Annotated in this window: 12 protein-coding genes; 4 read left to right on the plus strand and 8 right to left on the minus strand. The window is 65.5% G+C overall.

The annotated features are described in order from the left end of the window. The 3 genes from A5777_RS12895 to A5777_RS12905 form a co-directional block, all read right to left on the minus strand. Nucleotides 1-971 (minus strand): AMP-binding protein (locus A5777_RS12895; protein WP_064862941.1); only part of this gene is annotated, 971 nt, incomplete at its 3' end. A gap of 27 nt (nt 972-998) precedes the next feature. Beyond that, nucleotides 999-1,928 carry a quinone oxidoreductase family protein gene (locus A5777_RS12900; RefSeq protein WP_064862942.1) on the minus strand — a complete coding sequence of 310 codons (930 nt, stop codon included), beginning with the start codon at nt 1,926-1,928 and terminating at the stop codon, nt 999-1,001. Between the two features lie 57 nt (nt 1,929-1,985). Next, nucleotides 1,986-2,600, minus strand: a complete 615-nt coding sequence (locus A5777_RS12905) for a helix-turn-helix transcriptional regulator (protein WP_231895050.1) — start codon at nt 2,598-2,600, stop codon at nt 1,986-1,988. A 245-nt stretch (nt 2,601-2,845) separates the two neighbouring features. Between A5777_RS12905 and A5777_RS12910 the strand changes: the two genes are divergently transcribed. Beyond that, on the plus strand, nt 2,846-3,568 hold the full coding sequence (locus tag A5777_RS12910; RefSeq protein ID WP_064862943.1) for a hypothetical protein: 723 nt from the start codon (nt 2,846-2,848) through the stop codon (nt 3,566-3,568). A gap of 54 nt (nt 3,569-3,622) precedes the next feature. Here A5777_RS12910 and A5777_RS12915 read toward each other — a convergent pair whose 3' ends face one another. The 3 genes from A5777_RS12915 to A5777_RS12925 form a co-directional block, all read right to left on the minus strand. Continuing rightward, a complete protein-coding gene (locus tag A5777_RS12915) occupies nt 3,623-5,539 on the minus strand; it encodes a TerD family protein (protein WP_197502375.1) in 1,917 nt (638 codons plus the stop codon). Nucleotides 5,540-5,682: 143 nt separating this feature from the next. Then, on the minus strand, nt 5,683-6,771 hold the full coding sequence (locus A5777_RS12920) for an inositol-3-phosphate synthase (protein WP_064862944.1): 1,089 nt from the start codon (nt 6,769-6,771) through the stop codon (nt 5,683-5,685). Beyond that, entirely contained in the window at nt 6,764-7,459 is a 696-nt protein-coding gene (locus tag A5777_RS12925; protein ID WP_064862949.1) for a PadR family transcriptional regulator, read from the minus strand. The genes A5777_RS12920 and A5777_RS12925 overlap by 8 nt, the downstream gene beginning before the upstream one ends. 232 nt (nt 7,460-7,691) lie before the next feature. On the opposite strand from A5777_RS12925, the gene A5777_RS12930 reads away from it, so the two are divergent. The 3 genes from A5777_RS12930 to A5777_RS12940 all read left to right on the plus strand — a co-directional run bounded on the left by A5777_RS12930 (nt 7,692) and on the right by A5777_RS12940 (nt 12,346). Beyond that, nucleotides 7,692-8,090, plus strand: coding sequence for a DUF5318 family protein (locus A5777_RS12930; RefSeq protein ID WP_039854392.1), 399 nt, complete (start codon nt 7,692-7,694; stop codon nt 8,088-8,090). Between the two features lie 238 nt (nt 8,091-8,328). Next, on the plus strand, nt 8,329-10,644 hold the full coding sequence (locus A5777_RS12935) for a transglycosylase domain-containing protein (RefSeq protein ID WP_064862945.1): 2,316 nt from the start codon (nt 8,329-8,331) through the stop codon (nt 10,642-10,644). 94 nt (nt 10,645-10,738) lie between these two features. After that, nucleotides 10,739-12,346 carry a glycosyltransferase family 87 protein gene (locus tag A5777_RS12940; RefSeq protein WP_231895051.1) on the plus strand — a complete coding sequence of 536 codons (1,608 nt, stop codon included), beginning with the start codon at nt 10,739-10,741 and terminating at the stop codon, nt 12,344-12,346. 110 nt (nt 12,347-12,456) lie between these two features. Here A5777_RS12940 and A5777_RS12945 read toward each other — a convergent pair whose 3' ends face one another. Together A5777_RS12945 and A5777_RS12950 are read right to left on the minus strand one after the other, a co-directional pair. Beyond that, nucleotides 12,457-13,038 (minus strand): GNAT family N-acetyltransferase, encoded by a 582-nt coding sequence (locus A5777_RS12945; protein ID WP_064862946.1) that lies wholly within the window; start codon nt 13,036-13,038, stop codon nt 12,457-12,459. A 10-nt stretch (nt 13,039-13,048) separates the two neighbouring features. Beyond that, a partial coding sequence (locus A5777_RS12950) for a glycosyltransferase 87 family protein (protein ID WP_064862951.1) occupies nt 13,049-14,183 on the minus strand: 1,135 nt, incomplete at its 5' end.

Consider the following 14,183-nt stretch of genomic DNA (forward strand, 5'->3'; position numbering starts at 1 on the left):
TCGCCGACGGATTCGCCATCGTGCGGCAGATCTGTTGCACCGGAATCGATCTCGCTGCTGCGCAGCCGTGTTTCGACGCCGCGCACCGGCATTCCCACCCAGCCCGGTTTGCGCTCGCCGTCGAATCGGGTCGACACGGTGATCATGGTCTCGGTCATGCCGTAGCGTTCGACGATCTCGTGTCCGGTCAGCTCGCGAATCCTGTCGAACACCGGGACGGGCAGTGGGGCACTTCCCGACACGAGTAGCCGTGCGGAAGAAAGCGACTGCGCTGCAGCAGGATCGGCGCCGATACGTGTCCAGACCGTCGGCACGCCAAAGAACATCGACGCGCCCGCAGCGGCCGCGGCGGCGTATCCGGCGGGGGTGGGCTTGACGGTGTGAATCAGCCTGCCGCCGCGGCGAAGTGGGCCCAAGAAGCCGAGGATCAGCCCGTGGACGTGAAACAGTGGTAAGCCGTGAGCGAGGGTGTCGTCTGCGGTCCACGCCCAGGCATCGGCCAGCGCGTCGAGTCCCGCGGCGATCGCGCGGCGTGTGATCGGCACTCCCTTCGGGAGTCCTGTCGTGCCCGAGGTGTAGAGGATCAGCGCGGTCGACTCGCCGGGCGGTTCGGGATGCGAATGCCACGAGCGGGCGAAACGTCGGATCGGGATCACCGGCAGTGACGTCGAATCGGGGGCGGCGCCGAGCCACGCCTGTGCACCCGAGTCGGTCAGAATGTGCTCGAGTTCGCGAGGACCGGAATCCGGCGGCACGGGAACGATCGGAACCCCCGCGATGAGGCCGCCGACGACGGCGAGGACGGTGTCAATCGTCGGATGGGCGAGCACAGCCAGGGTGCGTGCTCCGCGAATCCGTTCTGCGACAGCGGTTGCCGCGCCGACGAGGTCTTCGCGCGATGCCACGTCGTCGCCGACAGTCACCGCGGCGGGGTCATCGGGGGCGGCGGGGACAAGATAGGGCAACAACACGTCTCTCACTGTGCCACACCTGCACACTCACACAAGAAGTGCGACTTTGCCGCCCGCGTGCCCGCCGGAGACGAGTTCGAGCGCCGCGCGCGCCTGTGACAGATGGAAGGTGTGGGCGACCGGAACCACCAGGTCGCCCGCCGCGGCGTGTGCGATCAACTCCGCCCGAACCGAATCGCGGTAGGCGGCACTCTCGGGCTGCGTGCCGCCGAGAGCGACGAATCCGTCTCGCTTGGCGCGGTCGCGCGCCACGATGGTGACGATGCGTGAACGGTCGGCGACCAGATCCTCCGACGTATCGATGGCCTCGTCGGTACCCGCGGCGTCGAGGGCGGCGTCGACGCCATTCGGGGCCAGCGCGCGGACTCGATCGGCCAGCCCCGGCCCGTATTCGACTGGGAGACCACCGAATTCGACGACGCGCTCGAAACTGCGCGGGCTCGCCGTACCGATCACGGTGATGCCGCGCAGCAGTGCAAGTTGCAACACCGCCATGCCGACCGCGCCCGACGCGCCGTGCAGGAGGATCGTATCGCCGGTCGCCGCGCGGGACGCTCGGAGCATGTCGGCGGCGGTCGTGCCCGCGAGCAGCAGGTTCGCTGCCGAGGCGTCGTCGACCGTCGAAGGTCTTGCGAACACCTTCTCCGCGGGCACCGTCAGCGCGGTCGCGTACCCGCCAAAGACGCGGAATGCGAGGACGTCGTCGCCCGGAGATGCTGCGCCAGAAGCGATCTCGGTGCCCGGCCCGAGAGCTGCTATCACTCCGGACACCTCGTAGCCGACGGGGACGGGGAAGTCCGACGCGGTCAGTGTGTGCTTGAGGTCCGCGGGATTGACACCTGCGGCGAGAACTTCGATGCTGACCTCACCTGGTCCAGGTGGACGGAGCTGATCGTCGATGAATGCGAAGTCGTCGAGACCCCCGGGGCCGGTCGCCACCCACCGTTGCACGCGCATGGTTCAACACTACTGATGAGCGCGGGGGCGTCGACCCTCTCTCGCGGCAGTCCTGGCTCAGAGTTGCTCGGGCCGCACCCAGCCGTCGCCGATGAGTGCCAGCAGCAGCTCTGCCTTGTTCGAGACGGGTCGGCCGGCGTTGAGGTAGCGCTGCCGCACCCGGCGGTAGTGTTCGCGGGCCGTGCTCTCGGCGATGAAGAATCGGCGAGCCGTCTCGCGCAGCGTCGCGCCGAGCACGTAGGAGGTGAGGACCTCGCGCTCGCGTTCGGTGAGGTGGATGCGGGGGATTCGGGGTTGGGCGGACTCCGACTTTCCGGCCAGCGCGGCCAAGACGTCGAGTGCGTGGCCGGGGTCGGTGATGTCGATGCTGCGCGCATCCGAGACAGGCACACCGATCGCTCCGATCACGGTGCCGTTGAGGGCGCGGATGGATCGCACCTGGGCGATGCGCCGCGCGGACCGCACAATCGTGATGCCGGGGGCGTCGAGTCCGCCAAGCGAATCGGTCGCGTTGTCGAGGTCGATGATGACTGCACGGTGTCCGGCATCCTCGACGAACACCGCGAGCGCCGAGTCGATGACGTCGTGTTCGGCGATGATGACTGCAGTGGGGGTGGTCCGTGCGGCATCCACCGCTGCAATGTCGAGTTCGCTGACGACGTCGGCAGTCATTGAAGTCTCCCCAGAGAATGCGCTGCGCGCGAGTGTGCACTTGATGTACTCGAGCAAACCGAGCATAAAGAATCCTGCCCCCGCCGTCGGCGCAAGTCAGCACTCGTGATGACATTTCTGTGCGAGGATCACGCTCGAAAACGCCTGAAGCTGACACCCTCATGCGACATCACGCATGAAAATTGGCGCAGCATGCGTAATTACGCATTTATATCAAGACTGTAGAGGGAGCTGCCGTGGAAGGGATGCGCATCCTGATCGCATCACCGCTTGGGCATGTGGTCGCCGAACCGGTCCGTGCGGCGATCGAGGGCGCCACCGTTGTCGTGGCCCGCGACCAGGAGGAATTCGTCCGCAGCGTGTCCGGGCGGGTTCGGTTCGACGTCGTTGCCGCCGACCTCATCTGGAATAGGCCAGATATCGAGTGGACGTTCGACGGTCTCGACGTCCTCGACGGTCTCCATCATGCCAATCGCCTCGCGCCGGTGCTGTTGGCGACCCAGGGACACTCCATGGAGATCGATCATCTCGAAGAAGCGCGGCTGCGGCCGGATGTCTGGGGCGTCGTCGCCAAGGCCGACGGATTCGGCTCGCTGATCGGAGCGCTGCGCACCGTTGCTCACGGCGCGAAGCTCGACGACATGGTGCCCTCGCCGACTCACCCGCCGCTGTACGAGTTGTTCAGCGGCAGGCGCGGGATCACCGCAGCGCGGATGGCCGGAGCCATCGCTGCAGGAAATGCGTCGGACAACGCGACGCTGGCATCGGTCGCGAAGGTGTCGCCGAATACTGCGAACAAGGTGACCAGCCACTATCTCGGCCCGCTGATGCTCGAGCGCGGCGAACACGACGACCGCCTACCGCTCACCCAGGCGTCGGTGTACCGATGGTGCGGCCTGCACGCGCGCTACATCGTGAGCTGGTGCCGACGACACGGACACGAGGATGTGTTGTCGCTGCAGGCGTGAGCGGCGCTGCCCGGGTCGACACAACTCCGGCCGACGGGGGAGGCTCCCACGAGTTCAGTCGTCGATGTCGACTCCGTGGTCGCGCGCCAATCCCGACAGCCCATCGGCCCATCCCTGGCCGACCACGCGAAGCTTCCAGCGCTGCTCTCCGGGAGGGGTGCCCGGGCGCCGATAGATCTCGGCGAGAATCGCTGCGCGAACTGACTTCTCGATTTTCGGGGCGAAGTGCCAACGAATCTCGCTACACGAAATGGTGATGTCGATGGTGTCGAGCGCGGAAAAGGCGAGTCGCGAGGCCGTGTCCATTGTCGCGACGACGAGTATCCGAGTCACGTCTGGGCGCACCGCAGATGCGTGAACGGTTCCGGATTCGACGAGTCCCCTCTCGTGCGGCCTCTTTCCGTTCAGTCGGACACTCTGGTCCGGCGCGACGTGGTGGTTGTAGAAGACGAAGTCTCGATCGTCCCGGACGTGGCCAGAGCTGTCGAGAAGTAGAAAGCTCAGGTCGACGTCGGCTCCTGACGTGTGGAGAACCGTGTCCATCTGCCGGACGCCGGTCTCGGGTATCTCGACGGACTGGCCTGCGGCCAGTTCCACCGCGGCACCTGAACTCTCGTAGGCGTACTCCTTCGTCGGTATCGGGGTGGAGCTTGGCTGCGGAAAGGCAACGGGCAGTGAGGATCGCGATGCGAACCACGTCTCGAAGGTGATCAGGGCGTACGGATCACGAAAGGCAGGCGCCTGCCCTGATATGTCCATCGGGTTGCCGAGAGTCTCGTCCCATTCTGCAAGAGCGTTCGAGGATTCGGTGTCTTCGGCCGACGTGATCAGTTCGACCAGTGCTGGGACTGAATCCACGTCGAGTGGTTTGAGAGTCGTGGACAGATTGCCGGACGACGTCGTCCGGACGCTGCACTCGACGTCTTCGCCGATATCGAAGATGCGAAAGGCGTCATCACGACTACGCCACGTTGCACCTTCGACGGCTGATCGGCTCCACGAACCATAGAGCACGACGCCGAGTCGTCGTGAATCGGAAAACCTGCTGATCACAACAACATTGAGACGAGATACCCCTGGAGCAACCGCGAAAGCCTCTCTACACGTGGCGGCAACGTTGGACGCGAGGATGTGGAGCCACCAGCGCACTCTGTCACGCTTGTTCAGGAGCTTGAGTGTTGGCCGACCAGCGGACGTTACAGAGGGCGTTTGGTCTGGCAGGGCGTCGATGTCTTGCTGTCGCATGATTATCGACAGGGTGGTGCCGTCGAGTCCCACTGCGCAACCTGCTGCTGGATTGTCGGCGAAGGCCGCGTTCACCGTCTCGAGCACGGTCATTTCGTCGTTGCCGCTCAACGCATTCCACCAACTGTCGGCATGCGACAGCAGGTCCGCGTGAATGGCTGCGAGACGGGTGGTCTCCGCGGCCGCGTAAGCGTTGGCATCGGCTTGGGCAGCTCCGCGTGCCGCGGATCTTTGTGTCCGTGCAAGGCGACCGACACCCCGCAGGTGCATGGCTTCGGCCTGGGCGAGAGCAGTCTGCACGTTGACTGCCGGAGGTGGCGGGATCACGGGACGGGAAGCGGGGACCCACTGGTCGAGGTGCACGCTCGTCGATGACCTGCGCAGGTCCCGCAACTGCTCGATGGCAGCGTCGCGTTCGGCTTGTTGCGCTGCGCGTTCTGCAGTGCGTGCGGCTCTGGTCATTTGTGCCGCGGAGGGACCGCGACTACTCGCGCCGCGCCGCGACGTCGTGCGACCGGACCGTCCCCCGACGGATTGGTAGGCGTAGAAGGGGCCGAGTCCAGTGGACACCCCTGTCCGCCCGCTACCGAAATGCACTCGCGCGGCGCGAGGGCCCACCGATGCGCGGACACCGCGGGTCGACACTCGCACGCGCATGCCCGGCACGCCGACGCGGAATCCCAACGACATCACGCCACCTCCTGTGCGTTCGCGGAGTTGTGCCACCGCTGCACATCGATATAGCACAGGTCGACAGGCGCACCTGCCGGTTCAGGGGGTCGACACAACTCGCCACATACGACGATGCCCCTCGGTCCGGGAGTCGGACCGAGGGGCATCGTGTGGCGTGACGGTGTCAGATCGTCGGATCAGCCCTCGATGAACGTCTCGAGCTGCTGGCGCGCGACGTCGTCGGCGAGCTGCTCGGGCGGGCTCTTCATCAGGTAGGCCGAGGCCGGTAGGATCGGTCCGCCGATGCCGCGGTCCTTGGCGATCTTCGCGGCGCGCACGGCGTCGATGATGATGCCTGCCGAGTTGGGGGAGTCCCAGACCTCGAGCTTGTACTCCAGGTTGAGCGGCACGTCGCCGAAGGCGCGACCCTCGAGGCGGACGTAGGCCCACTTGCGGTCGTCAAGCCATGCGACGTGGTCCGACGGTCCGATGTGGACGTTCTTGTCCTCGACCTTGCCCGCGAGCGAACCGGTGAGGTTCGACGTGACGGCCTGGGTCTTGGAGACCTTCTTCGACTCGAGACGCTCACGCTCGAGCATGTTCTTGAAGTCCATGTTGCCGCCGACGTTGAGCTGGTAGGTGCGGTCGAGCGCCACGCCGCGATCCTCGAACAGCTTGGCCATCACGCGGTGAGTGATGGTCGCGCCGACCTGGCTCTTGATGTCGTCGCCGACGATCGGCACGCCTGCGGCGCGGAACTTCTCGGCCCACTCGGGGTCGGAGGCGATGAACACCGGCAGTGCGTTGACGAAGGCGACGCCCGCGTCGATCGCGCACTGTGCGTAGAACTTGTCAGCCTGCTCGGAGCCGACGGGGAGGTAGGAGACCAGGACGTCGACGTCGTTGTCCTTGAGGGTCTTCACGACGTCGACACCGTCGCCGTCGGCCTCGGTGATGGTCTGCAGGTAGTACTTGCCGAGACCGTCGAGGGTGTGGCCGCGCTGCACGGTGACGCCGGTCGGCGGGACGTCGGCGATCTTGATGGTGTTGTTCTCGCTCGCGAAGATCGCGTCGGAGAGGTCGAAGCCGACCTTCTTGGCGTCGACGTCGAACGCGGCGACGAACTCGACGTCGCGCACGTGGTACTGACCGAACTTGACGTGCATCAGACCGGGGACGGTCGCGTTCTCGTCGGCATCCTTGTAGTACTGGACGCCCTGGACCAAGGATGAAGCGCAGTTTCCTACGCCCACTATGGCCACGCGCACCTTATTGGGCTCACCCATGGTCGGGTTCTCCTTCTTTTTCTCTGGGACCGCGAACGTCGCTGGACCCTGGAACGTGGGTTACCGCCGGTGAGCTGTGTGTCACCGGGGCGGTGTCGAGCGCAGCCGATTCCGGCGGCTCGGGTGTTTCTTGTGTCCCGCCGCGACCCGGCTGTGGGGTCGCGTCCGGAAGTGTGTGTTCTGCGGCGATGAGCTCGTTGAGCCAGCGCACCTCGCGCTCGCTCGACTCGAGGCTCAGCTCGTGCAGTTGGCGGGTGTAGCGATCCGACGCACGCGTCGCACGGGTGACGAGTTCGCGCAAACCCTCGCGCCGTTCCTCGACCTGACGTCGACGCCCTTCGAGAATCCTCATCCGGGCGACCGCGGGGGTGCGGGAGAAAAAGGCCAGGTGGACGCCGAATCCGTCGTCGGTGTAGTTCTGCGGTCCGGTGTCGGCGACCAGCTCGTTGAAGCGGATACGACCCTTCTCGGTCAGCTGGTACACACGTCGACCTCGACGCACCTTCATGCCCGCGGGCGTGCTCGCCTCGTCGATCAGGCCGTCTGCCTGCATCCTGCGCAGCGTCGGGTACAGCGAGCCGTACGAGAACGCGCGGAATGCGCCCAACAGCCCGGTGAGGCGTTTGCGCAGCTCATAGCCGTGCATGGGTGATTCGAGCAGCAATCCGAGAATGGCGAGCTCCAGCATGGTGCGCACCTCCTCGGTGATCTCGTGGCTGATCGCGCACGCAGAGGGTGTCCGATGGGACCACACGGCATGTCGCGTCGATGTGGTTCCCAATGTATCGCACCGATATAACTGTGTCGACGGGGGAGTGTCCAGAACGTGTCATGCCGGTGACCTGCGGGCGACGCGCGGGGTGGGCGGGTGTCGACGCGGCGCGCGTCCACGCAGACGTCCCCGAGCGCGACGACGTACGCTGAAACACGTGCGCCAGATCGTCGACTACGCCTTGCAGCGTCGGTCCCGACTGTCCGATGTCCACTCCGGCCGGACAGCCGTCGCCGACGTGTGCGACGCGAATCCCTACCTGTTGCGCGCCGCGAAGTTCCACGGGCGCCCGTCGTCGACGCTGTGCCCGATCTGCCGCAAGGAGCAGGTCACGCTCGTGTCCTGGGTATTCGGCGACCGGCTCGGCCAGGTGTCGGGGTCAGCGCGTACCGCAGAAGAGATCGCCTCCCTCGACGCGACCGCCGAAGAATTCACCGTGCACGTCGTCGAGGTCTGTCGCACCTGTAGCTGGAACCATCTGGTCCAGTCGTACGTTGCGGGTCTGCCGCCACGATCGACACGACGTCGTCGTCGGGTGGCCGAATAACGGTTGTTTCCGCGTTCGTCGACGAGAGATACGACGCTCGTCGGCGTTCTGACGTGTGTGGTGTGGGCCGCAGGTTTTTGCCGTGCCAGCGCCGCATGCGTCACAGTGGAGTGGGCTCGATGCAATGGAGAAGTACTGTGAGGAGCGGTAAACCGACCATGGTGGCGGTTCTGACCTCGAACAACACGACACAGGTACGCGTGAGAGCGACCTGGGTTGCGGTGCGGAAAGGTGATCGATGAGCGGGACGGAGTCGTCGCGCGGCACGGGAAAACGGCCGACACGATCGGCCAAGAACGATGCCGAGCAGACAACGCAGTCGCGGCATCGCGTGATCGCCTGGACGCTTGGCATTCTCGGTGGGTTGGTCCCCGCAGTGATCCTGATCGGCATTCTCGCCTTCGCGATCACCTACGCGACGGTGACGGTGCCCAGCCCCGGCGACATCAAGCAGAACCAGGTCGCGCTGATCACCGACTCGACAGGCAAGACGCTGGCCAAGGTCGTGCCGCCGGAGGGTAACCGCACCGACGTCAAGATCACCGACATCCCCAAGTCGATGCAAGACGCGGTGATTGCAGCCGAAGACCGCCAGTTCCGCAGCAACGAGGGCTTTTCGGTCACGGGCATCGGGCGCGCGGTGGTCGGTCGCTTCACCAACAACGCCGACGCCGGTGGTGGTTCGACCATCACGCAGCAGTACGTCAAGAACGCGCTCGTCGGCGATGAGCACAGCTACGAGCGCAAGTTCAAAGAGCTCGCGATCGCGACCAAGATGTCGGGACAGTGGTCCAAGGACGACATCATGGCCGCCTATCTCAACACCATCTACTTCGGGCGCGGCGCCTACGGTGTGTCCGCTGCCTCGCAGGCCTACTTCCGTAAGGACGTCAGCAAGCTGACCCCCGAGGAGTCCGCGGTGCTGGCAGCGGCGATCCGTTCGCCCTCCTACTACGACCCCGCCGTCGACAAGGTCGCTTCCGAGGGTCGCTGGAACTATGTGCTCGACGGCATGGTCCAGATCGGTTCGCTCAAGCAGTCCGAGCGGGCGTCGATGCAGTATCCGAAGGTCTACCCGCAGCCCGCAGCGGCCGTGGAGACGCCCGGCCCCAACGGCTTGATCAAGCGGCAGGTGATGGCCGAGCTGAACAAGCTGAACATCTCCGAGCAGCAGGTGCGGACCGAGGGCCTCAAGATCACCACCACGATCGATCCCAAGGCGCAGAACGCCGCTGTTCAGGCAGCGTGCCGCGAGAACAAGATCTACTCGTGCGACAACGGGGTGCTCAACGGCGAGCCCGACAAGATCCGCGACGCCGTCGTGTCGATCGATCCCAAGACAGGTGGAGTTCGCGGCTACTACGGCGGCGACGACGGCCAGGGTTGGGACTACGCGCAGGCGGGCCTGCAGACCGGATCGTCGTTCAAGGTGTTCGCGCTGATCGCGGCGCTTCAGCAGGGAATCCCGCTGTCCAAGGTGTACAGCTCCGCGCCGTACCAGACATCGACGGGTCTGACCGTCGAGAACTCCGACGGTGAGAGCTGCGGGTCGTGCAACCTCGCGACCGCGATGAAGATGTCGCTCAACACCGTCTACTACCGCCTGATGATGGACCTCAACGGCCAGGCGCGCGCTGTCGCCGACGCCGCGCACACGGCAGGCGTCGCAGAGTCTTTCGGCGACATCCAGAAGACGTTGCAGAACCCCAACGGTGAGGTCGAGGGCGGCGTCGTGCTCGGTCAGTACCCGTCACGGGTCATCGACATGGCGTCGGCGTACGCGACGCTGGCGGCGTCGGGCGTCTACCGCGAGCCGTACATGGTGCAGAAGGTCGAGACCTCGACCGGTGAGGTGCTCTACGAGCATCAGCAGAACGACGGCAAGCGGGTCTTCCCTGCCAAGGTCGCCGATAACGTGACCTCGGCGCTCGAGCCGATCGCCGCGTACTCGAATGGCAACTCGCTCTCCGACGACACCTACGGTGCACGTCCGTCGGCGGCCAAGACCGGTACCGCACAGCTCGGCGACACCGGGCAGAACAAGGACGCGTGGATGGTCGGCTACACGCCGCAGCTGTCCACGGCCGTCTGGGTCGGTACCGACAAGGGCACCGCGCTGACCAACTACGGCGGGTCACCGGTGTACGGCAGCGGGCTTCCCGCCCAGATCTGGCGTAAGTCGATGAACAACGCCCTCGAGGGCGACCAGGTCGAGCAGTTCCCCGAGCCCGCGGCCGTCGGTGGTCAGGCCGGTGCACCGACCGAAGCGCCGACCAGCACGTACAACCCCGACTACAACAACTCGCCGCGGACGCGTACGCAGCGGGACAACACCCCGCAGATACCGCAGATCCCGGGCAACGGTGGCGGTGGCGGAGGTGGCGGAATCACCCTCGCTCCCGGCGTGACGATCCCGCTCCCGGGTAATCCGGAGCCGGGAAACGGCAACGGCACCACCGGTAACGGTGGTGCGGGAAACGGCGGTAACGGCGAGGGCGGTACCGGCGGCACCGGCAACGAGGGCGGAGTCACCCCTGAGCCGCCGGTCGGCTGACCGTCGCTCGTCGTCGGGAAAGCACTTCGACGACGCCGCGTCGGCGCAGCCACAGCAGCGATCGATTCCTGACGGGGTGATCTCCGGCGGGGTGATGTCCGACGGTCAGATCGTGGGCGGGGTCGCCAGTCCGGTTGCCCTGTCCGACGATCCCCGGGTCGACGACGCGCGGGTGATTCCCAGCAGGACCGACGTCGTCGTCCGAGATGCGAGTCGCGTGATCGGCGGTCCGCTGGGAGCGCACGGGGCCGTCGGGCGCAGTCGACGTTGGACACCGATCCGCGTCCTGTTCCTGCTTTCCCTGTGCGCGTTGGCGCTCAGTTGGTACGGCAAGGCGGGCTGTCTGCAGCAGGCTCCCGCGACGTCGGAGGCCAACGATGCCGGACATGCGATGCGGCTCGACTGGGATAACCAGCGTCAGTTCACCGATCTCTGCTACTCCGACGTGATCGCGCTCTACGGCGCCGAGCAACTGGACAAGGGCGCATTCCCCTACAAGGCCTCGTGGACTCAGCAGGACCAGAACGGCAACACCATCACGCGGTACATGGAGTACCCGGTGCTGACCGGCCTCTACATGTACGTCGCCGCGCAGGCTGCGCAGGGATGGCAGTGGTTGCACGATCACCTCGGGATACCGGGCGCGCTGAGCGTCGTGTTGTTCTTCGATCTCGTGGCGCTCGGTCTCGCATTATTCTGGCTCGTCGTCGTCTGGGCGACCGCCCTCACCGCCCGCTCGCGCATCTGGGCGGCATGGCTGGCTGCTCTCTCACCGCTTGTGATCGTCCACGCATTCACCAACTTCGACGCCATCGCAGTGGCGATGGTCGCGGTCGCGATCCTGGCGTGGGCACGTAATAAGCCGTGGCTGGCGGGGTTGTTCATCGGCCTCGGGGTCGCGTCGAAGTGGTATCCGATCCTGTTGTTGTTCGTCCTTCTCGTGCTGTGTCTCCGAGCCAGGCGGGGCAACGACTTCTTCGTCGCGGCGTCGGCGGCGGTACTGACGTGGGTCGTGGTGAATCTGCCGATCCTGCTGCTACATCCGCGCGGCTGGTACGAGTTCTTCCGCTATAACGGTCAGCGCGGCGCCGACTCCGACAGCCTCTTCCGCATCCTCGCGAAAGCGGCTGATTTCACATGGAACATCACGCTGCTGAATGCGGTCAGCCTCGGCCTGCTGGTCCTGATCGCCTGCGGGATCGGCTACCTGGCACTGCGCGTGCCGACCCGACCGCGCCTCGCGCAGTTGGCGTTTCTCATGGTCGCCGGCTTCCTGCTGGTGAACAAAGTCTGGAGTCCGCAGTACTCGCTGTGGCTTGTGCCGCTCGCGGTACTGGCCATTCCACATACGCGACTGCTGATGACGTGGATGGTGATCGACGCCCTGGTGTGGATTCCGCGGATGTCGCTGTTCCTCGATCCGTCGCGCCGCTGGCTCCCTGAGGGGTGGTTCACCCTGGTTGTAGTCCTTCGCGCGCTCATGGTGGTCGCGCTGTGCGTCGTCGTGATCTGGCAGATCTACCACCCCGAGGACGACCTGGTGCGTCGAGATCGACGCGGTAGACCGCTCGACGATCCGGCGGGCGGACCACTCGACGGAGCTGCCGGCGGGTATCCGACGGCCGATCCGGCTCGGCTTGGTGCGATGCCAGAAACTTTCGGTGGAACCGGCAGGCGGGTTTCGACGTCCCAGGGTGCATGACAACATCCGATCTCGCAGCTCCCACAGAACTCGTCGAATGGGCTGGGTGAGCCAAGCTACCTGCGTCACGACGAGTTCGGACGATACCGCGACGGACGGATCGGGATGTCCTATCCGTGACGTGAGATGCGCTGCAGCAGAGCATCTCTCGCTGCCGGCCAGCCGTCGTCGGTCATGGCGTACTGCGCGGTGGTGCGCCACCCGTCGGCCCAGCGTCGGTGTTTGCGGAGAAGTCCCTCGAACTGTGCGCCGAGTTTCGCGATCGCTGCCCTCGACTGCGCGTTGTTCTCGTGCGTGTGCCACACGACGCGCACGGCGCCGCAGTCATCGAAGGCGTGATGCAGCAGAAGGTATTTCGCGGTCGGATTGACCGCAGTGCCCTGCGCCGTGTCGGCGTAGAAGGTGTACCCGATCGCGACGGAGAGGTTGGCGTGGTCGATGTCGTAGTAGCTCGTCGAGCCGACAAGGCGTCCGTCGCTGTTGTCGACGACCGCGTAGGCGATGCGCGCGTCGTCGGCGTGTGCTGCGGCGATGTACTCGCGTGCCGACTGTTCGTCGCGTGGCACTGATGTCCAGGCGAAGCGTTGCGGATCGTCGACGACCCGCGCGAGTGCGGGAGCGTCGTCGAAGGTCAAGGGCCGCAGTGTGACCCGCTCGCCGACGAGCGGGGCGTCGCCAAGCCATTTGTTCATGTCGACTCCTCTACGACGACGTCGCGAGCACGGGTTCGGGGTCGTCGGACGGACGTGGGCGAGGAGCGACCATGGTGGCCAACGGTTCTCGCAGTGGGGCACGGACGAACGCGAAGATCAGGTACAGGTGGATCGCGGCGGTCACCCAGACACCGATGTTCACGCCCGCCATCACCCACCACTGCATCGGCGCGTGCGCCGTGTAGATGCCGAACAAGCGGAAGATGGTGGTGTCCAACAGGAAGTCGGCGATGAGGTAGGCGATGATGATCGGCCACCGCGTCTTGAGCAGCACGAAGAACGGGAGAATCCACAGCGTGTACTGCGGTGAGTGGACCTTGTGGAACAACATGAATCCGGCGAGCATCGCGCCCGAGACGCCGATCCACGGATAGGTGCCCGACTGCAGATACACGCGCCAGCCCAGATAGACCGCGAGCGCGAAGGCGCACAGGATCAGCAGCGGAGACAGCATGCCGACAAGTGAGTTGTACGTGTCGGTCTGGCCGCCGGTGAAATGTCGAAGTCCCCAGTACCAGATGGAGTTGGTGTCGACGTCGGACTTCCGCTTGCCCTGGAACGAGAGTGCAGCCTTCCAGCCCTTGAAGCCGACGATCATGAACGGCAACTGGATCGCGATCACGGTCACGGCCGCCGCCGCGGCCGTCATGATCGCGCCGGTCCAGTCGAGATCCTCGGTTCGACGCCGCGCGTCGATCATGCTGCCGGCGCCGCGCGTCAGCACGTACAAGGCGAGCGGCAGCGCGAAGAAACCCGGGTAGAGCTTGAGGCAGAAGCCGATTCCCAACAGCACCGCAGCGAGCATCGCCGATGTTCGTAGTGAGAGTCGACGGTCGCCGGTTCGCGGATTGGTCGACGCACCCCAGGCCATCACCGCGACGGCACCGACCGCTGTCGCGACGACGGGCAGCTCCCAGTTGTGGAAGGCGTAGAGCACGAGCGGCGGGGTTGCGGCCCACAGGAGAACCCACCACCGAGTCATCAGCGCCAGCATGATGGTGATCGCGAAGGCGAACGGAGCGAGCAACAGCGCGGAATGCTGGAAGAACTCGGTGTCGGTGTGTGCGCCGATCGCGCCGAGGTACATCAACATGCCGGACAGCACCGGGTACTCGACAACGCCG

Source organism: Gordonia sp. 852002-10350_SCH5691597 (assembly GCF_001665715.1).
GTDB classification, from domain to species: Bacteria; Actinomycetota; Actinomycetes; order Mycobacteriales; family Mycobacteriaceae; genus Gordonia; species Gordonia sputi.

What these genes read in the sequence shown, in the direction of transcription:
- A5777_RS12900 (WP_064862942.1), bottom strand. Translation starts at nt 1,928, where the DNA reads ATGCGCGTGCAACGGTGGGTGGCGACCGGCCCCGGGGGTCTCGACGAC.
- A5777_RS12905 (WP_231895050.1), bottom strand. Translation starts at nt 2,600, where the DNA reads ATGACTGCCGACGTCGTCAGCGAACTCGACATTGCAGCGGTGGATGCC.
- A5777_RS12910 (WP_064862943.1), top strand. Translation starts at nt 2,846, where the DNA reads ATGCGCATCCTGATCGCATCACCGCTTGGGCATGTGGTCGCCGAACCG.
- A5777_RS12920 (WP_064862944.1), bottom strand. Translation starts at nt 6,771, where the DNA reads ATGGGTGAGCCCAATAAGGTGCGCGTGGCCATAGTGGGCGTAGGAAAC.
- A5777_RS12925 (WP_064862949.1), bottom strand. Translation starts at nt 7,459, where the DNA reads ATGCTGGAGCTCGCCATTCTCGGATTGCTGCTCGAATCACCCATGCAC.
- A5777_RS12935 (WP_064862945.1), top strand. Translation starts at nt 8,329, where the DNA reads ATGAGCGGGACGGAGTCGTCGCGCGGCACGGGAAAACGGCCGACACGA.
- A5777_RS12940 (WP_231895051.1), top strand. Translation starts at nt 10,739, where the DNA reads ATGTCCGACGGTCAGATCGTGGGCGGGGTCGCCAGTCCGGTTGCCCTG.
- A5777_RS12945 (WP_064862946.1), bottom strand. Translation starts at nt 13,038, where the DNA reads ATGAACAAATGGCTTGGCGACGCCCCGCTCGTCGGCGAGCGGGTCACA.